Source organism: Burkholderia cepacia, from assembly GCF_001718835.1.
Taxonomy (GTDB): Bacteria; Pseudomonadota; Gammaproteobacteria; order Burkholderiales; family Burkholderiaceae; genus Burkholderia; species Burkholderia cepacia_F.
Genome location: NZ_CP013444.1, coordinates 1,409,108 through 1,426,560 on the forward strand (window position 1 = coordinate 1,409,108; position 17,453 = coordinate 1,426,560).

Annotated in this window: 16 protein-coding genes; 5 read left to right on the forward strand and 11 right to left on the reverse strand. The window is 68.0% G+C overall.

Going from position 1 to position 17,453, the window contains the following annotated elements:
• Positions 1-21: 21 nt before the first annotated feature.
• Positions 22-1,329: an Nramp family divalent metal transporter gene (locus tag WT26_RS26520; RefSeq protein WP_069274298.1), complete on the forward strand. Its 1,308-nt coding sequence runs from the start codon at positions 22-24 to the stop codon at positions 1,327-1,329.
• A 42-nt stretch (positions 1,330-1,371) separates the two neighbouring features.
• Here the strand turns inward: WT26_RS26520 and WT26_RS26525 are convergent, their stop codons facing one another.
• From WT26_RS26525 to WT26_RS26545, 5 genes are all read right to left on the reverse strand, one after another.
• Positions 1,372-2,970 carry an ABC transporter substrate-binding protein gene (locus WT26_RS26525; protein WP_069274299.1) on the reverse strand — a complete coding sequence of 533 codons (1,599 nt, stop codon included), beginning with the start codon at positions 2,968-2,970 and terminating at the stop codon, positions 1,372-1,374.
• A 109-nt stretch (positions 2,971-3,079) separates the two neighbouring features.
• Entirely contained in the window at positions 3,080-3,415 is a 336-nt protein-coding gene (locus WT26_RS26530) for a sugar ABC transporter ATPase (protein WP_069274300.1), read from the reverse strand.
• 235 nt (positions 3,416-3,650) lie between these two features.
• A complete protein-coding gene (locus WT26_RS26535; RefSeq protein ID WP_069274301.1) occupies positions 3,651-3,980 on the reverse strand; it encodes a hypothetical protein in 330 nt (109 codons plus the stop codon).
• Positions 3,981-4,097: 117 nt separating this feature from the next.
• A complete protein-coding gene (locus tag WT26_RS26540) occupies positions 4,098-5,015 on the reverse strand; it encodes a bestrophin family protein (protein ID WP_069274302.1) in 918 nt (305 codons plus the stop codon).
• Positions 5,016-5,028: 13 nt separating this feature from the next.
• A complete protein-coding gene (locus tag WT26_RS26545; RefSeq protein WP_069274303.1) occupies positions 5,029-7,353 on the reverse strand; it encodes an FdhF/YdeP family oxidoreductase in 2,325 nt (774 codons plus the stop codon).
• A 158-nt stretch (positions 7,354-7,511) separates the two neighbouring features.
• Between WT26_RS26545 and WT26_RS26550 the strand changes: the two genes are divergently transcribed.
• Positions 7,512-8,933 carry a PLP-dependent aminotransferase family protein gene (locus WT26_RS26550; RefSeq protein ID WP_069274304.1) on the forward strand — a complete coding sequence of 474 codons (1,422 nt, stop codon included), beginning with the start codon at positions 7,512-7,514 and terminating at the stop codon, positions 8,931-8,933.
• Positions 8,934-8,971: 38 nt separating this feature from the next.
• On the opposite strand, the gene WT26_RS26555 is transcribed toward WT26_RS26550, so the two are convergent.
• Positions 8,972-10,231, reverse strand: a complete 1,260-nt coding sequence (locus WT26_RS26555) for a mechanosensitive ion channel family protein (protein ID WP_069274305.1) — start codon at positions 10,229-10,231, stop codon at positions 8,972-8,974.
• Positions 10,232-10,433: 202 nt separating this feature from the next.
• On the opposite strand from WT26_RS26555, the gene WT26_RS26560 reads away from it, so the two are divergent.
• Positions 10,434-12,152 (forward strand): SulP family inorganic anion transporter, encoded by a 1,719-nt coding sequence (locus tag WT26_RS26560; protein WP_069274306.1) that lies wholly within the window; start codon positions 10,434-10,436, stop codon positions 12,150-12,152.
• Positions 12,153-12,167: 15 nt separating this feature from the next.
• On the opposite strand, the gene WT26_RS26565 is transcribed toward WT26_RS26560, so the two are convergent.
• Complete coding sequence (locus tag WT26_RS26565) at positions 12,168-12,491, reverse strand: hypothetical protein (RefSeq protein WP_059610380.1); 324 nt, start codon at positions 12,489-12,491, stop codon at positions 12,168-12,170.
• A gap of 640 nt (positions 12,492-13,131) precedes the next feature.
• On the opposite strand from WT26_RS26565, the gene WT26_RS26575 reads away from it, so the two are divergent.
• Together WT26_RS26575 and WT26_RS26580 are read left to right on the forward strand one after the other, a co-directional pair.
• Positions 13,132-14,502, forward strand: coding sequence for an MFS transporter (locus WT26_RS26575; protein ID WP_069271176.1), 1,371 nt, complete (start codon positions 13,132-13,134; stop codon positions 14,500-14,502).
• Between the two features lie 81 nt (positions 14,503-14,583).
• Complete coding sequence (locus WT26_RS26580; RefSeq protein ID WP_069274307.1) at positions 14,584-14,889, forward strand: panthothenate synthetase; 306 nt, start codon at positions 14,584-14,586, stop codon at positions 14,887-14,889.
• Between the two features lie 45 nt (positions 14,890-14,934).
• Here WT26_RS26580 and WT26_RS37635 read toward each other — a convergent pair whose 3' ends face one another.
• The 4 genes from WT26_RS37635 to WT26_RS26595 all read right to left on the reverse strand — a co-directional run bounded on the left by WT26_RS37635 (position 14,935) and on the right by WT26_RS26595 (position 17,367).
• On the reverse strand, positions 14,935-15,108 hold the full coding sequence (locus WT26_RS37635) for a hypothetical protein (RefSeq protein WP_196222203.1): 174 nt from the start codon (positions 15,106-15,108) through the stop codon (positions 14,935-14,937).
• Positions 15,101-15,664, reverse strand: a complete 564-nt coding sequence (locus WT26_RS26585) for an isochorismatase family protein (RefSeq protein ID WP_069274308.1) — start codon at positions 15,662-15,664, stop codon at positions 15,101-15,103. Before WT26_RS26585 ends, WT26_RS37635 begins: the two co-directional genes overlap by 8 nt.
• Positions 15,665-15,734: 70 nt before the next feature.
• Complete coding sequence (locus tag WT26_RS26590; RefSeq protein WP_081333767.1) at positions 15,735-16,190, reverse strand: MarR family transcriptional regulator; 456 nt, start codon at positions 16,188-16,190, stop codon at positions 15,735-15,737.
• A 106-nt stretch (positions 16,191-16,296) separates the two neighbouring features.
• The gene (locus WT26_RS26595; RefSeq protein WP_069274309.1) at positions 16,297-17,367 is read right to left on the reverse strand and encodes a serine hydrolase; all 1,071 of its coding nucleotides are present in this window, start codon (positions 17,365-17,367) and stop codon (positions 16,297-16,299) included.
• Positions 17,368-17,453 lie beyond the last annotated feature (86 nt).

A 17,453-nucleotide genomic window follows, 5' to 3' on the forward strand; every position in this document is an offset into this window, starting at 1 on the left:
TCTTTCGAACCGAACCCGACCATGCTTCCCATTTCGAGCAAACCTGCCGGCGGCTTCGCGCTGCCGGGCCTGTCCACCGAACGGACCGAGCACGCGGCGCGCGCCGCGCTGGAAGGGCGCCGCACCGGCGTCGCCGCGCTGCTGCCGTTCGTCGGCCCGGCCGTGATCGCGTCGATCGGCTATATGGACCCCGGCAACTTCGCGACCAACATCCAGGCCGGCGCCGCGTACGGCTACCGGCTGCTGTGGGTCGTACTGGCCGCGAACGCGATCGCGATGCTGTTCCAGGCGATGTCGGCGAAGCTCGGCATCGTGACCGGCCGCAATCTCGCGGAGCTGTGCCGCGACCGGTTTCCCGCGCCGGTCGTATGGGGCATGTGGGTCGCGTCCGAGATCGCCGCGATGGCGACCGATCTCGCCGAATTCCTCGGGGGCGCGCTCGCATTCGGGCTGTTGTGCCACCTGTCGCTGTTCGCGGGGATGATCGCGACGGCGCTCGCGACCTGCGCGATCCTCGCGCTCGAAAAGCACGGTTTCCGGCCGCTGGAAGCCGCGATCGCGGCGCTGGTCGGCGTGATCGGCGCGTGCTATCTCGGCGAACTGCTGATCGCGCCGCAGGACTGGCAAGCGGCCGCGTTTCACCTCGTCGTCCCGCAGATTCCGGATCGTGCGGCGCTGACGATCGCGGTCGGGATCATCGGCGCGACGATCATGCCGCACACGCTGTATCTGCATTCGGGTCTCACGCAGGATCGCACCGCGCCGCGCGACGAGACGGAGCGGCGGCGGCTCGTGCGCTTCTCGAATCGCGAGGTCGTCGTCGCGCTCGGGCTGGCCGGGTTCGTGAATCTCGCGATGGTGATGATGGCGTCGTCGGCGTTTCACGCGAGCGCGCCGGGCATGACCGACATCGGCGACGCGTACCACACGCTGATCCCGGTGCTCGGGCCGGCGGCCGGCGCGCTGTTTCTCGTCGCGCTGCTGACCTCGGGCGTGTCGAGTTCGGTGGTCGGCACGATGGCCGGGCAGGTCGTGATGCAGGGCTTCATCCGCCGCCGCATGCCGGTCTGGGTGCGGCGCGCGGTGACGGTCGTGCCCGCGTTCGCGGTGGTCGCGCTCGGCTGCGACGTCACGCGCGCGATGGTCGCGAGCCAGGTGGTGCTGAGTTTCGTGCTGCCGATGCCGATGATCGCGCTGCTGATGCTGTCGGCGCGCGCGGACGTGATGGGCGCGCACGCGATGCGTGCGCCGCTGCGGGTGACGGCGGGCGCGGCGACGGTCGTGATCGTCGGGTTGAATGCGTACCTGGTGTGGGCGGCATTCAACTGAACGCGCCGCGCGCCGGCGACGACGGCGCGCGGGCGAGGGTCGTTACTTCTTCAGCGTCCGGTACGACACGAGGTCGTTGATCGGCCCGATTTCCGGCCCGGTCACGCCGGGGCGCGTCGCGACCTGCACGACCTTCTCGAACATGATGATGAACGGCGAGTTCGCGAGCACGGCCTTCTGCAGCGCTTCGTAACGCTGCGCGCGCTTCGCGGGCGACGGCTCGACGAGCGCGGCCTCGGTGTCCTTCGTCAGTTGTGGAATGTCCCAGCCGTTGCGCCACGCGAGCATCTTCGTCGACGACTGGTCGGAGTTGTCCGGATTCCACGCGAAGCCGCGCGCGTTGCTGTTCGGGTCCATGTAGTCGGGCGACCATTCGCCGACGAAGATGTCGTGCTGGCGCGCGCGATACTTGCCGATCGCCTGCTTCGCATCGCCCGGAATCAGCTTCACGCGGATGCCGCCCAGCGCGAAGTTCGCCTGCAGCGCCTGCGCGATCTCGAGGTACGGATAGTCGTTCGGCATGTCCATCGTCACGTCGAAGCCGTTCGGCAGGCCGGCCTTGGCGAGCAGCGCCTTCGCCTTCGCGACGTCCTGCCTGTACGGCCGCGCGTTCGACGCACCGAGGAAGCCTTCGGGCAGGAAGGTTTCATGCACCTTGTAGGTCGTGCTGACGATGTTGCGCTGGATGCCGTCATAGTCGACCAGCCATTTCATCGCCTGCTGCACTTCGGGCTTCGCGAGGTTCGGGTTCTTCGTGTTCAGGCTCAGGTACAGCAGCGCGGACACCGGCCACGACGCGACCTTGATCTTGCCGGCCTTCGTCAGCGCGGCGAGGCTGTCGGGGCTCAGGTTGCGCGCGGCGTCGGCGTCGCCGTTCTCCAGCAGCAGCCGCTGCGCGGACGCTTCGGGCACGTGGCGCAGCACGACGCGCTTCATCGGGTAGGGCGTGCGGTATTTCTCGAAACGTTGCAGCACGATGGTCTCGTTGGGCGTCCACTTGACGAGCTGGTACGGGCCCGAGCCCGCGTCGTTGGTCCGGAGCCAGCCGCTGCCGAAATCGTTGCCCTGCTGGTGCGACAGCAGCAGCTTCTTGTCGAAGACCGATGCCGGGCATGCGCTCAGCACGTTGAGCACGAAGCTCGGTGCGTACTTGCGGTCGGTTTCGAGCACGACGGTCTGCGGGTCGACCACGCGCACCTTCTGCGTCACGTTCGCCTTCGTGAGGCCGAGGTCGGCGAGCACGCCGGCCGGCCCCTTGTCGAGCAGGATGGTGCGCTGCAGCGACCACGCGACGTCGTCGGCGGTGACCGGGTTGCCGGAATGGAACGTGAGGCCGGGGCGCAGCTTGAACGTGTAGGTCACGCCGTCGGCGCCGACCGTCCACGATTGCGCGATCTGCCCGTCGAAACGCGTCGGATCCTTCAGGTCGACGCGCACGAGCCGTTCGTAGGTGTTCGCGACGTACTCCGACGGCACCAGTTCGTAGATCCCGCTCGGGTCGAGGGTCGTGAATTCGCCGAGCTGCGTGGCGACGACGAAGATGCCGGGCGGCGTGGCCGCGTGGGCCGGCGCCATCGGCGCGAGCGCGGTGAATGCGGCGAGCGCGGCGCTGACGAACAGCCGGGACAGCAGGTGCTTCATGCGGGCTCCGTTGAAAGGGAATCGTGGTGCGATTCTCTCATCGACGGCCACCCGGATGAAAATATTCGGCGTGCGCGCGGATCGGGCGATCGCGCGCGGGTGCGGTGGATCAGATCAGGCAGCGCGCGAGCGCGAAGCGCATCGTTTCCTCGGGCGGCTCGCTGCCCGAGCCGCGCACGACCTTGACGACCGAACCGCTGCCCGACGGCGTCAGCGTGACGAAGTACGAGTTCGAGCCGACGGCGATATCGGTCACGCCGCCGTGGTGCGAGCGCTGCACGTCCGGCAGGCGGCTGTCGAGGCAGTTGGCGATCGCGTAGGCCGGACGCTGCGACGACACGTACATCATCGGCGCCGCGCCGGACGAGGCGGCCGAGTCGGACGACGGCGCGGAACCGCAGGCGGCGAGCAGGGCGGCGGGAAGGAGCAGCAGGAATCGTTTCATGGTGGGTCGTCGTGGGTCTCGTATCGAGGCTGGGGCGCGGGGGAGGCGAAACGCGAAGCTTCGCGACGAAACCGCCCGGCATCGCGCGGTGGGTCACGGCGGATGCGGGAGGCGGTTGACGGCGAAGTATACCCGCAGGGCGTGACGCGCATGACGCGCTGAAACGATTCGAAACAACAAGCGCCCGCGGCCGCAACGCGGCAGCGGGCGTCCGAAGTTCACCGAGGCCGGGCGCTCATTGGCCGATCTGGTGGCTGACCGCATTTTCCTGCTGGTTCAGCACGCGCTGTTCCGGCTTGGTGAGGTGACCGCCGTTCTGGGCCGCCATGTCCCGCTCTTCCCGGCGGATCTTGCGGTCGTCACGGTGCAGGCGCGCGGCCTGTGCGTGCGACATCTCGCCTTCCTTCACTTCGTGATGGATCCGGCGATTCTGGTTTGCGAGGCGCTGGTTCACCGCTTCGCGGCGCGGATGCGCCTGTTGCCACGGCGTATCGGCGAACGCGGTGCCGGTCAGTACCGACAGCAGGGTGGCGGCAATCGCGAGATGGCGGGTCAGGGCTCGCATGGTGTTTTCTCCGGTCGTTGCGCGGAGGAATTTCCGGCGCTTGACCCAAGAACGGGCCGTGCACCCGGCGTGTTGACGGGCGGTTTGTATCGTTTGTGAGGGTTTATTACGCGCGCGTCAGGGGAGCCGGTAGTACTTGCCGGGCGTCACTTCCGCCGGTAGCGGCTCGCGGTTCAGTTCGAGCAGCGTGCGCTCGATCGTCCGCGTCATCGCATCGAGCGCGAGATGGTTCGGCCCGTCGCCGAACGGTTCGGCGATCGCATGCGCGATCGCGTCGAGCGCGATCAGCGTATAGGCGACGAACACGGTGACGAACGGCGTTGCCGCGCCGATTGAATCGACGAGGCCGAACGGCAGCAGCACGCAGTACGCGTAGATGGTCCGGTGCAGCAGCACGTCGTACGAGAACGGGATCGGCGTCGACGCGATCCGCTCGCAGCCGCTCACCATCGCGACGAGGTCGTCGAGGCGTGCGTCGAGCATCCACAGCCGCGTATCGGCGAGACGCCCGGCGTCGGCGCGCGCGGCAAGCGTCGTGCGCAGCCGATGCAGGATCGCGACCGGGCGGAACTTCAGCGGCTCGACTTGCGCGTAGGTCGCGTCGTCGAGGCGCGCGCGCAGGTCGGCCGCCGGATCGGTGCCGCGCAGCTGATGCTTCAGCGCATAGACGAACGCGATCAGCGCGAGCATGAACGCGCGGCGTTCACCATCGGTGTCGAATACGCGGTAGGCGAGCGTCTGCGACGCGAGCGTGCGTGCGGCGGTCAGCACGCCGCCCCACAACTGCCGGCCCTCGCGGTAGCGTTCGTAGCTCGCATTGTTGCGAAACCCCGCGAAGATCGCGAGCGTGAGGCCGATCAGCGTGAACGGCGTCGGGTTCAGCGGCACCTTCTCGCCGAGCACGCGGCCGCCGCCCCACACCGCGACGACGCTGATCGCGAGCGTCAGCACGAGTTGCGGCAGGATGGTCGGCAGCACCGACCCGTTCCAGACGAGCAGCATCCGCAGCCAGTGCTCGCGCGGGCGAACGATCATCGCGCGGTCTCCTTCAGGCGGCCTGCACGGCCGGCGCGGCCGCGCGATGCAGCAGCACGGGCACCGACTTCGACGTCGGCGTGTTGCACACGTCGCCGACGCTGTCGAGCGGCACCAGCGGGTTGGTTTCCGGGTAGTACGCGCCGATGCAGCCGCGCGGGATGTCGTACTCGACGAGCAGGAAGCCGTCCGCGCGCCGCTCGATGCCGTCGTGCCACACGGTTTCCATGTCGACCCATTCGCCGGCCTTCAGGCCGAGCATCGCGAGATCGTCGCGGTTGGCGAACACCACGCGACGCTGGCCGAACACGCCGCGATAGCGGTCGTCGAGCCCGTAGACGGTCGTGTTGTACTGGTCGTGCGAGCGCGTCGTCATCAGCGTCATCAGGCGTTCGCCATGCAGCGCGCGGGCGTGCTGGATCGGCGTGTCGGCGGGCAGCGCGTGCGCGATGAAGTTCGCCTTGCCCGTCGGCGTGAGCCATTCGCGGTCGCGCGACGCGACGCGCAGGTGGAAGCCGCCCGGCCGCGCGATGCGCGTGTTGTAGTCGTGGAAGCCGTCGAGGGTGGCCTCGATCGCGTCGCGGATCTTCGCGTAATCGTCCTTGTAGGCGAGCCAGTCGATCTTGCCGCTGCCGAACAGCGCATGACCGATGTGCGCGACGATCGCGGGCTCCGACATCAGGTTCGGCGAGGCCGGCTTGTTCATCCCGTACGACACGTGGACCATGCTCATCGAATCCTCGACCGTCACGCCTTGCGCGACGTTGTCCTGCAGGTCGATCTCGGTGCGGCCGAGCGTCGGCAGGATCAGCGCGTCGCGGCCGTGGATCAGGTGGCTGCGGTTCAGCTTCGTCGTGATGTGCACGGAGAGGTCGCAGCGGCGCATGCCTTCCCACGTGCGCGGCGTGTCGGGCGTCGCCATCGCGAAGTTGCCGCCGAGGCCGATCAGCACCTTCACGTGGCCTTCGAGCATGCCTTCGATCGTCTCGACGACGTCGTAGCCGTGGTGGCGCGGCGGCTCGAAATCGAACACCTGGCCGAGCCGGTCGAGGAACGCCTGCGACGGCTTTTCCTCGATCCCGACCGTGCGGTTGCCCTGCACGTTCGAGTGGCCGCGCACCGGGCACAGGCCGGCGCCGGGGCGGCCGATGTTGCCGCGCATCAGCATCAGGTTCGTGAGCATCTGCACGGTCGCGACCGAATGCTTGTGCTGCGTGATGCCCATCCCCCACGTCGCGATCACGCGTTCGCTGCGCGCATAGAGCTGCGCGAGGCTGTCGATCTGCTCGTACGACACGCCGCTTTCGGCGGTCAGCGCGGACCAGCTTTCGTGGCGGAGATCGTCGGCGAACGCGTCGAAGCCGGCCGTGTGCTCGCCGATGAACGCGGTGTCGAGCACGCGCGGCGCACCGGCGGCGCGCGCGGCGTCGTCGAGTTCGAGCACGCGCTTCGCCATCCCCTTGATCAGCGCGAAATCGCCGCCGATCGTCGGCTGGATGAACGTCGATGCGATCTTCGTGCCCGACATCGTCAGCATCTCGATCGGGCTTTGCGGATCGGCGAAGCGTTCGAGGCCGCGCTCCTTCAGCGGGTTGATCGACACGATCGTCGCCCCGCGCTTCGCGCATTCGCGCAGCTCGCCCATCATCCGCGGGTGGTTGGTGGCCGGGTTCTGGCCGAAGATCAGCAGCGTGTCGGCATGCTCGAAATCGTCGAGCGTGACGGTGCCCTTGCCGACGCCGACCGACGGCGGCAGCCCGCGGCTCGTCGCCTCGTGGCACATGTTCGAGCAGTCGGGGAAGTTGTTCGTGCCGTACAGCCGCACGAGCAGCTGGTACAGGAACGCCGCTTCGTTGCTCGCGCGCCCGGACGTGTAGAACGCGGCCTGGTTCGGATCGGGCAGCGCGCGCAGGTGGCGCGCGATCAGCTCGAACGCGTCGTCCCACGCGATCGGCACGTAACGGTCGGTCTGCGCGTCGTACACCATCGGGTCGGTGAGCCGGCCGTGCTGCTCGAGTTCGAAATCCGTCTGTTCGAGCAGCTCGGTGACCGTGTGCGCGGCGAAGAATTCGGGCGTCACGCGCTTGCTCGTCGCTTCGGCGGCCACGGCCTTCACGCCGTTTTCGCAGAACTCGAACGTCGAGGCGTGCTGGCGGTCGGGCCATGCGCAGCCCGGGCAGTCGAAGCCGTCCGGCTGGTTCTGGCGCAGCAGCGTGCGGTAATTGCCGCCGGCGACCTTTTCCTTGATCAGGTTGATCGTGACGGCCTTCAGCGCACCCCAGCCGGCGGCCGGGTGGGTGTACGGTTCGATGCGCGCGGTAGCGGACTTCTTTTTCATGATGCGGATGTCGGGGGGGAAGCGATGAACGCAGGTTACGCGCGGCCCGCCGCCCGCTGCGTGTACACCTGTTCATCCCAAAAAAGAGTACAGTCGCGTCAATCTGACGCATTGCGGCACAGAACTGTACGTCTGAAGGCAATTTGAAAGAAATCCACGTGAAGCGTTACGAACAACTGGCCGACGATCTCCAGGCGCAGATCGAGCGCGGCGTATACCGGCCCGGCGAGCGGATTCCGTCGGTGCGGCAGGCGAGCCGGCAGCAGCAGCTCAGCGTCACGACCGTGCTGCGTGCGTACCTCGTGCTGGAAAGCCGCGGCCTGATCGAGAGCCGGCCGCAGTCCGGCTATTTCGTGAAGGCGCGCATCGCGCAGGCGGCCGTCGCGGAACTGCATGCGTCCACGCCGACGGCCGCGCCGTCGGCCGTGGACGTGAGCCGGCTCGTGCTGTCGACGCTGCGTTCGATCGCGCGCGACGATGCGGTGCCGCTCGGCTCGCCGTATCCCGATGCGTCGCAGTTTCCGGTGCAGCGTCTCGCGCGCTATGCGCAGACGATCGGCCGCCGCCGCACCCGCTGGGGCGTGATCGACGATCTGCCGCCCGGCAACCAGGAGCTGATCCGCCAGATCGCGCGGCGCTACGCGGAGCGCGGGATCGCGGTCGAGCCCGGCGAGATCGTGGTGACGATCGGCGCGACCGAGGCGATCAACCTGTGCCTGCAGGCCGTCGCGCGGCCGGGCGACACGATCGCGGTGGAGTCGCCGACGTTCTACGCGATGCTGCACGCGATCGAGCGGATGGGCATGCGTGCGCTGGAAGTCGCGACGCACCCGGGCGACGGCATCGATCTCGACGCGCTCGAACGGATCCTCGAACGCGAGCGCATCGCCGCGTGCATGGTGATGCCGAATTTCCAGAATCCGCTCGGCTTCCAGATGCCCGACGCGCGCAAGCGCGCGCTCGTCGAACTGTTGGCGAAGCACGACGTGCCGGCGATCGAGAGCGATGTCTATCACGAGCTGCACTTCGGCGACACGACACCGAGCGCGCTGAAGTCGTTCGACCGCGACGGGCTCGTGCTGCATTGCGCGTCGTTCACGAAGAGCCTGTCGCCGCGCTACCGGATCGGCTGGGCGATGCCGGGCCGCTACCGCGACCAGGTCGAGAAGCTGAAATTCCTGAACACGCTCGCGACGCCCGCGATCGAGCAGCTCGCGATCGCCGAGTACCTGAAATACGACGGCTACGACTTTCACCTGCGGCGCATGCGCAAGCTGTACGCGCAGCAGGCGAGCCTGATGAGCGCGATGGTGCGGCGCTTCTTTCCGGAAGGCACGCGGCTGTCGCAGCCGCAGGGCGGGTATGTGCTGTGGGTCGAGCTGCCGAAGCAGGTCGACGCGATGAAGCTGTATGCGCTGGCCCTCGCGGAGCGGATCACGGTCGGGCCCGGGCACATGTTTTCGGCCGGTACCGATTACCGGCATTTCATCCGGCTCAACTACAGCTATCCGTGGTCGCGGCAGATCGAGGATGCGCTGAAGGTGCTCGGGCGGCTGGCCGGGGAGTGCGCGAAAGCGTGAGCGCGCGCCGGCCGGGTCCGGCCGGCGCGGCGCGGGCGTCAGGCGGCCGGCGTGGCGTCCCGCTCCATCTGCGCGGCAGGCGCGCGCGGCGAGGCCGCCGCCATCTGCCGCATGTCGAAGCCCGACGGGTGCTGGTACACGCGCAGCCCGAACTCCGGCAGCACCGCGATCAGGTGATCGAACAGGTCGGACTGGATGGTTTCATAGTCGACCCAGGTCGTCGTGTCGGTGAAGCAGTACAGTTCGAGCGGAATGCCTTCGGCCGTGAGCGGCAGTTGCCGCGCCATGCAGGTCATGTCGCGGCGGATGCGCGGATGGCCCTTCAGGTAGTTCGCGACATACGCGCGGAACGTGCCGAGATTCGTCAGCTGGCGGCGGTTCGCCGGGCAGTCGCCGGCCGCGCCGAGCGTGCCGTTCCATTGCTCGATCGCGTCGACCTTGTCCTCGAGATAGTCCTTCAGCAGCGTCAGGCGTTCGAGCCGTTCGATCTCGTCGTTCGACAGAAAACGCACGCTCGTCGCGTCGACGAACAGCGCGCGCTTGATGCGGCGCCCGCCCGCTTCGGTCATCCCGCGCCAGTTCTGGTAGCTCTCGGTGATCAGTTTCCACGTGGGCACCGTGATGATCGTGTGGTCGAAGTTCGCGACCTTGACGGTGTTCAGCGTGATGTCGACGACGGTACCGTCCGCGCCGGCCGACGGCATCGTGATCCAGTCGCCGATCCGCAGCATGTCGTTCGACGACAGCTGCACGCCCGCGACGAGGCCGAGCAGCGTGTCCTTGAAGATCAGCATCAGCACCGCCGACATCGCACCGATACCGGACAGCAGCAGGCCGATCTGCTTGCCGGTTGCGTCGCCGATCACGACGAGCGCGGCCGTGATGAACATCACGAGCTTGACGAGCTGCATCGCGCCTTTCAGCGACAGGCGCGGCTGGTCGCGCTGGTACGTGCGATGCGCGTGTTCGAGCGCCGAAAGCGTCGCGCTGACGGTCATCGTCACGAGGAACACGATCAGCGCGAACAGCACCTTGTCGGCGACCTGCGCGGCCGTATCGGGAATGCCGGGCACCGCGCCGAGCCCGAGCTTGATCACGACGAACGGGACGATGCGGTTCAGCCACTTGAATGCGCCGAACTCGAACAGCGCGTCGTCGACGCGCGTGGCGGACAGCCGCGCGAGCCGCGCGACCACGCGGAACAGCAGGAAGCGGACGGCGGCCGCAGCCGCGCACGATACGGTCAGCAGGACGAGGGAGCCGACGAGCGGCGCAAACCAGAGGTCATTCACGGTCATGGGGTGGGGCAGGTTCCTTTTCAAGCGTTGATTCGACGCCGCGTCGCGGCGGGCGCCCGAATTGTAGGGCACCTGAAAGGGACAGCTTTCGTGCGGCGGGGTTCCTGAACGGGGGCGCGCGATTGGTTGCGCGCGCACTTGCCAGCGGCCGCCCGCGCGGGGCACGATGCGATCAAGACCCGGCACGGACACGATTCAACGCATGAGCAATTCAAACGGCAGTTCGTCGTCAGGCGTGAGCCTGCTCAAAGGCATTCTCCCGATCAGGCGCGGCGCGGCGATCCGTGACGTGCTCGCCGGCATCTCGCTGGCATTCATGGACATCCCGCAGGTGCTCGGCTATGCGCGCATCGCCGGCATGCCGGCCGTCACGGGCCTCTACACGGTGTTCCTGCCGCTCGTCGCGTTCGCGATCTTCGGCGCGTCGCGGCATCTGGTGGTGGCCGCCGATTCCGCGACCGCGACGATTTTCGCGAGTCGCGTGTCGGCGATGGCGCCCCTCGGCAGTGCCGAATACGTGGCGCTGGCCGGCATGGTCGCGCTGCTGACCGCCGCGATGCTGCTGCTCGCGCGCATCTTCAAGCTCGGTTTTCTCGCCGATTTCCTGTCGCGCACGGTGCTGGTCGGCTTTCTCGCCGGCGTCGGCGTGCAGGTGTCGATCGCGATGCTCGGCGACATGCTCGGGCTGGCGGTGCCGTACCCGGCCTCGCGCAGCCTGGCGCAGCTCGACTACGTCGTCACGCATCTCGTCCACACGAACCGGCCGACGTTCGCGCTCGCGGCGCTCGTCGTCGTCGCGATTCTCGCCGGCAAGCGGTTCCTGCCGCGCGTGCCGATGCCGATGATCGCGGTCGCGGGCAGCATCGCGGCCAGCGCCATGTTCGGGTTCGCCGCGCACGGCATCGCGGTGCTCGGGCCGGTCGCGGGCGGGCTGCCGCCGTTGCGCTGGCCGTCCGTCACGTGGCAGCAGTTCCTCGATCTCGTGCCGGTCGCCGCGTCGTGCTTCGTGATGATCATTGCGCAAAGCGCGGCCGCCGCGCGCGTGTTCGCGCAGCAGTATCGCGAGGCGGTCGACACCGACGCCGATATCCTCGGGCTCGCCGCGGCGAATGCGGCCGCCGCGTTCAGCGGGACGTTCGTCGTCAACGGCAGCCCGACGCAGACGGCGATGGCCGACGGCGCGGGCGTGCGCAGCCAGATCGGGCATCTCGCGTTCGCCGTGGTGGTGGTCGTGGTGCTGCTGTTCCTGAGCCCGCTGCTGCAGTATCTGCCGCATGCGGTGCTGGCCGGCATCGTGTTCACGATCGCGCTCGGGTTGATCAACGTGCGCAGCCTCGCCGCGATCCGCAAGGAAAGCCCCGGCGAGTTCACGCTTGCGCTGGTGACGGCCGTGGCCGTCGTGACGGTCGGCGTCGAGCACGGCATCCTGCTGGCCGTCGCGCTGTCGCTGATGCGGCACGTGCGCCACAGCTACCAGCCGCACACGATGGTGCTGGAGCCGGCGGCCGGCGACGGGCGGTGGCTGCCGGTGCCCGCGCGGCGCGGTGCGATGACGGCGCCGGGGCTGATCGTCTACCGGTTCGGCTCCGACCTGTTCTTCGCGAACGATCACCTGTTCGCCGCCGAAGTGACCGAGCTCGTCGATGCGGCGCCGGTGCCGGCGCGCTGGTTCGTCGTCGATGCGGGGGCGGTCACCGACATCGATTATTCGGCCGCGCGCACGCTGACCGATCTCGTCAGGATGCTGCACGCGCGCGGGATCGGCGTGCTGTTCGGGCGTGTCAACCGCTACCTGCGCGCGGACATGGATCGTCACCGGATCACGGAGATCGTCGGCGCATCGTGCATCTTCCCGACGCTGCACCAGGCGCTCGAGGCCGCCGGCGTGCAGCCGGAAGCGCACGAGCCGGGGAGCGTGTAGCCGCGCGGCGCCGGCTCACTCCGGATATTCGTCGACGATCCTGATGTTCGCGAGCCGGAAGATCGTGCGCAGCGTCTGCGGATGGATGTCGCGGCGCGCCGCGAGCGACGACAGGATGAAGTCCAGCACCTTCGCGTACCTGAGCAGCACGAGGCTGTTCTCGAGATTGGCCTGGCCGTCGCGCATGCGCTCGGCGATCTGCAGCATCTGGGTCGACAGCGCGAGCGCCATGTCGAGCTCCATCCACTGCTTTTCGGTCCAGGCAGGTTTCGGTTGCTCGAGCAACCGGTTCAGGAACGCCTGGAATTGGGCGTCTGACTGGTTCGGCAGCGCATCCATGATTGCCCCCGTTCTGCGGTTCAGCGAGCGTGTCCGTGGACAGGCCCGGCGGTTTTCACTTGTCCGCGCCGATCGGCGGCGCGGTGCTCGTTCTCGTGTCGGACGGGATGCAGAATCCGTACCAGCGCCGACAAGCGTGCGTGCGAAGCGTCGCGGCCGCGCATCGGCAACGGCCGCCGAAGCTTGCGGGCCGGTGGATCGGGCGGCGATGCGGCGCGCGGTCCGGCGCGCGCCGGCATCGTGCCGCCGTGGTCGGCATGCCGGGCCGACGACGAAATCGTTCATGGATGTAACGTAACGGCGGGAACACCGCGCGCGGCTTGCGGTGAGGTGAGGTTGCGCACGCCTCTTTGCCGGACCATTCGCCGCGCCCCGTCTCTTCTCTCCTCAGGCCCGGACCGAATACGGGCGGCGTGTTCCGGCTGCGCGCGCGTCGGAAGCAAGGTGTTCGCGCCTGTCGGGGCAGTGCGGGAAAAACGGGGCGGCCGGAAACGCCGAGCCGCGACCGGGCGAGCAAAAGGTTTCAGTCCTGAACGCTTTTCCAGCGCCATGCCGGCGACCGTGGCACCGCAATGTCCGGAACGACGCACGGCAAAAACTGTCTATTAATTTTATTGCCCTTGATTCAAGGGGATGCAAAATGGCTGCCATGCAATCCGGGGCAACGCCCCTCTCCGACGAGGAGTCCCGGCGCCAATTGCGCCGCGCGGTCATCGCCAGCACGGTCGGCACCACGATCGAATGGTATGACTTCTTCCTCTACAGCACGGTGACCGGCCTGGTCTTCGCGAAGCTGTACTTCCCCCAATCGCACCCGCTCGTCGGCACGCTGCAGGCGTTCCTGATCTATGCGGTCGGCTTCGTCGCACGGCCGGTCGGCGCGGCGATCTTCGGCCACTACGGCGATCGCATCGGGCGCAAGGCCACGCTGATCGTCACGCTGCTGCTGATGGGGCTCGCCACCTTCGCCGTGGCCTTCGTGCCGACCTATGCGGCGATCGGCATCTGGGGCGCCATCGCGCTCACGGTGCTGCGTTTCATTCAAGGCGTGGGCGTCGGCGGCGAGTGGGGCGGCTCGGTGCTGATGTCGATGGAATGGGCGCGCACCAACGCGCATCGCGGCTTCGTCGCCGCGTGGCCGCAGTTCGGCGTGCCGGCGGGGTTGTTCCTCGCGAATCTCGCGGTGCTGGCGATGAGCTGGATTTCCGGCAGCGCGTTCCTCACGTGGGGCTGGCGCGTGCCGTTCCTCCTCAGCATCGTGCTGGTCGCGATCGGTCTCTACATCCGCCTGAACATTCTCGAGACGCCGATCTTCGCGCGGCTCCTGTCCGAGAACCGCATCGAGAAGGCGCCGATGCTCGAGGTGCTGCGCCGCCAGCCGAAGGACATCCTGCTGTCGGCGTTCGCCCGCATGGCCGAACAGGCGCCGTTCTACATCTTCACGGCGTTCGTGTTCACGTATGGCGTGTCGACGCTCGGCGCGTCGCGCGACCTGCTGCTGATCGCGGTGCTGGCGGCGTCCGTGCTGGAGTTCGTCACGATCCCGCTGTTCGGGCACGTGTCCGACCTGATCGGCCGGCGCAGGATGTACATGATCGGAGCCGCCGCCGCCGGCGTGTTCGGCTTCGTCTACTTCGCGATGGTCGACACGAAGAATCCCGTGCTGATCTTCGCGGCCATCGTGCTGTCGCTGGTGCCGCATTCGATGATGTACGGTCCGCAGGCCGCGCTGATCGCCGAATCGTTTACCGGGCGGCTGCGCTACAGCGGCGCGTCGATGGGCTACCAGCTCGCGTCGGTCATTGCCGGCGGGCCGGCGCCCTTGATCGCGACCGCGCTGTTCGCGTACTACCACTCGGGCTATGCGATCGCGGCGTATGTGTTGGCGTGCGCGGTGATCAGCTTGATCGCGGCGTCGCGGCTCGGGGATTACACGAACAAGGACATCTCGCGGGAATATGACGACGCGGGCGGCATCGGCGACCATGGGCATGCGCCGCCGGTGACGTGACGCTGCTTGTCGCCCGGCGCGCCGCAGGAAAGCTCCTATGCTTTGAACACCCCATGCGGGGTTTCAATCACGGAGGTGACCATGCGCATGCTTCTCAACATACGAATCCCTCACGAGCCGTTCAATGGTCTGGTACGAAACGGCAGCGTCGGCGAAGTGATTGCGCGAATACTCGAGGAGAGCAAACCGGAGGCGGTTTACTTCACCGAACAGGACGGCACGCGCGGCGCCGTGCTGATCGTCGATCTCGACGACCCGTCACGGATTCCGGCACTCGCGGAGCCGTGGTTCCTGATGTTGAATGCGGACTGCGAGTTCCGCGTGGTGATGTTGCCGGACGATCTCGACAGGGCAGGGCTCGCGAGCCTCGGCTCGAAGTGGAAGTAACGAACGGTGCGGGTCGCGCCGGCCCGCACGATCGCGGCCGAACGTTCAGCGCGATTCGGCCGGCGCGCTTCCGGCCGCTTGCCGGCCGGCAGCGTCGGACCATAGCGGCAATCGGAGCGACATCACGAAGGTCAGCGCGTGCAGCGCGCACAACAGCGCGAACGCCAATGCATACGCAAGCGCGCCGGCGTCGTTCATCCCCGTACCGCGCTCACGCATCGAGCGCGCCGAGCAGTGCGATGACTTCCTGCGTGGACGCCGTCTCGCCGAGCCGCGGAAAAATCCGCGTGATGCTGTTCGCATGCGCGTCCGCGTTGAGGTCGGTCATCGCGTCGATGGCGAGCGTGACGTTGTAGCCGAGTTCGTGCGCCTGCCGGGCGGTCGACTCGACGCCGATGCTCGTCGCGACGCCGGCCAGCACGATCTGCGTGACGCCGGCCGCCTTCAGGTGCGCGTCGAGGCCGGTGCCGGTAAACGCGCCCCAGGTCCGCTTCGTCACGACGTGATCGTGCGGCTGCGGTTGCAGCTCGGGCACGAGCTCGGTCCAGTCCGGCGGCAGCGGCCCCTTGGGGCCGGGCTGCGCGGTGCGGCCCGGCGCACCGCCGGCGACGTTGACGAGCACGACCGGCAGGCCGCGCCGGCGAAACGCGTCGGCCAGTTCGGCGGCGCGCCGGATCACGTCGGCGCTCGGATGCGCGGTGGGGAGGGCGACGATGCCTTTCTGCAGGTCGATGACGATCAATGCGGATTTCGGATCGAGGACGGTGGCGCTCATGAGGACTCCCATTGGTTCGAAGGAAGCATCGCGGAACGCGCGCAGGCGACGGGCGTGCCGGATGCCGGATTCAAGCGTCGCCGAGCCGCCTGATGAGCGGGATCGCGTCGACGAGCGTCTGCATTTCTTCAGGATCGAGTTTCGCGAGCGCGGCCTGGAGCCACGCGCGTTTGGCGACGGCGCGCTGCCGTCGCGTATCGAGGCCGGCGCGGGTCAGCCGGAACAGGATCTGGCGGCCGTCGGTCGGATGCGGCTTGCGCGACACGAGCCCTTCTTCTTCGAGGCCCGCGAGGACGGCCTTCATCGATTGCGGCTTCATCGCTTCGGCGCGCGCGAGATCGGCGGTCGTCATCGGCCCGTTCTGATCGAGCCGCGCGAGCGCGCTGATCTGCGACAGGTTGAGCCCGCTCGAATCGACTTCCGAGCGCAGCCGGCGGATGAGCTGGCCGACGGCCAGCGTCAGGTCGGCGACGACGGTTTCGGCGGCGGCGCCGGGTTTGCGTGAGCTTGTCATGGGGCGGATCATAGAACACGACAGTTAAACTTGCAAGTTTAACTGTCGAATTGAATCGGGCGAAATGCCGGAGTGAGCGGCGGCGTGAGCCCGCGCCGGCCGGGAAAGCGCGGTGCGATCACATCAACGAGCAGGCCAGCCAGCGGCGGATTTTCAGCGCGTCGCTCGTCACGCCGTCGCGCGTCGGCGAACCGAGCAGCACGATGGTTTGCGGCCGGTCACGCACGAGCGCGCGCATCACGACGCCGTGCCCCGACTCGTTGATGAAGCCGGTTTTCTGCAGCCGGATCGGCCACTGGCCGTGGCGCACCAGCGGATCGGAATTCACGTAGAGCAGCTTGCCGTCGCCGGGATGGACGGTGGCCGACTTCGCGGTCGAGAAGCGGCGGATCAGCGGGTCCTGCGCCGCCGCGTCGACGAGCTTCGCGAGATCCTCGGCCGTCGACACGTTGTGCGGCGACAGGCCGGTCGGCTCGCGGAAGTGCGTATGGCGCATGCCGAGCCGGCGCGCTTCGCGATTCATCGCGTTGACGAACGCGGCGCGCCCGCCCGGATAGTCGCGGCTCAGCGCGGCGGCCGCGCGATTTTCCGACGACATCAGCGCGATGCGATACATGTCGCGGCGCGACAGCGTCGAGCCGACCGACAGCCGCGAATGCGTGAACTTGATCGCGTCGCGATCGTGCGAGCTCACGCGCAGCACGCCGTTCAGCGGCCGGTCGGCGTCGCGCGCGACGACGGCCGTCATCAGCTTCGAGATCGACGCGATCGGCCGCACCGTGCGTGCGTTGCGCGCCAGCAGCGGCGTGCCGGAGTCGACGTCGAGCACGTAGGCCGCACGGGAATGCAGGGCATTGACCGCGCGAGGGGTGTAGCCGCAGCTCGCCAGCAGGCGGGGTTTGGTCGTGGGGCGAGGGCGCGCCGAGGCGGCGCGTTTCGCGCGACGGTGTTGCGGGGCCGGCGCGGCGTGGTGCTTGACCGCGTGATGTCGCGCGCGGGGGCGGTGGTGTCGGCCAAGCTTGCGGTGCGTTGGCGGTTTCTTGAGCTTGGCGGGTGTCGCATGCCCCTGCGCGGGACGGTGCGTCGCGCGATGGGCGGACGCGTTTGACATGAACGCGCACAACAGAAGCGACGCGATGATCAACAGAAAGGTCCGGGCGCGGGGGACGCGCACGATGATGCCAGTCAAGCGGCAATCTCCTTTTTCACGCGGGATGGGCAGGCGCAATGCGCGAGCGGCGAAGAGGTGCGGGAGATTATAAGGGCGATCACGGC

Bases quoted from the DNA above. Each gene is read 5' to 3' on its own strand.
- WT26_RS26520 (WP_069274298.1), top strand. From the start codon at position 22: ATGCTTCCCATTTCGAGCAAACCTGCCGGCGGCTTCGCGCTGCCGGGC.
- WT26_RS26525 (WP_069274299.1), bottom strand. From the start codon at position 2,970: ATGAAGCACCTGCTGTCCCGGCTGTTCGTCAGCGCCGCGCTCGCCGCA.
- WT26_RS26530 (WP_069274300.1), bottom strand. From the start codon at position 3,415: ATGAAACGATTCCTGCTGCTCCTTCCCGCCGCCCTGCTCGCCGCCTGC.
- WT26_RS26535 (WP_069274301.1), bottom strand. From the start codon at position 3,980: ATGCGAGCCCTGACCCGCCATCTCGCGATTGCCGCCACCCTGCTGTCG.
- WT26_RS26540 (WP_069274302.1), bottom strand. From the start codon at position 5,015: ATGATCGTTCGCCCGCGCGAGCACTGGCTGCGGATGCTGCTCGTCTGG.
- WT26_RS26545 (WP_069274303.1), bottom strand. From the start codon at position 7,353: ATGAAAAAGAAGTCCGCTACCGCGCGCATCGAACCGTACACCCACCCG.
- WT26_RS26555 (WP_069274305.1), bottom strand. From the start codon at position 10,231: ATGACCGTGAATGACCTCTGGTTTGCGCCGCTCGTCGGCTCCCTCGTC.
- WT26_RS26560 (WP_069274306.1), top strand. From the start codon at position 10,434: ATGAGCAATTCAAACGGCAGTTCGTCGTCAGGCGTGAGCCTGCTCAAA.
- WT26_RS26565 (WP_059610380.1), bottom strand. From the start codon at position 12,491: ATGGATGCGCTGCCGAACCAGTCAGACGCCCAATTCCAGGCGTTCCTG.
- WT26_RS26575 (WP_069271176.1), top strand. From the start codon at position 13,132: ATGGCTGCCATGCAATCCGGGGCAACGCCCCTCTCCGACGAGGAGTCC.
- WT26_RS26580 (WP_069274307.1), top strand. From the start codon at position 14,584: ATGCGCATGCTTCTCAACATACGAATCCCTCACGAGCCGTTCAATGGT.
- WT26_RS37635 (WP_196222203.1), bottom strand. From the start codon at position 15,108: ATGCGTGAGCGCGGTACGGGGATGAACGACGCCGGCGCGCTTGCGTAT.
- WT26_RS26585 (WP_069274308.1), bottom strand. From the start codon at position 15,664: ATGAGCGCCACCGTCCTCGATCCGAAATCCGCATTGATCGTCATCGAC.
- WT26_RS26590 (WP_081333767.1), bottom strand. From the start codon at position 16,190: ATGATCCGCCCCATGACAAGCTCACGCAAACCCGGCGCCGCCGCCGAA.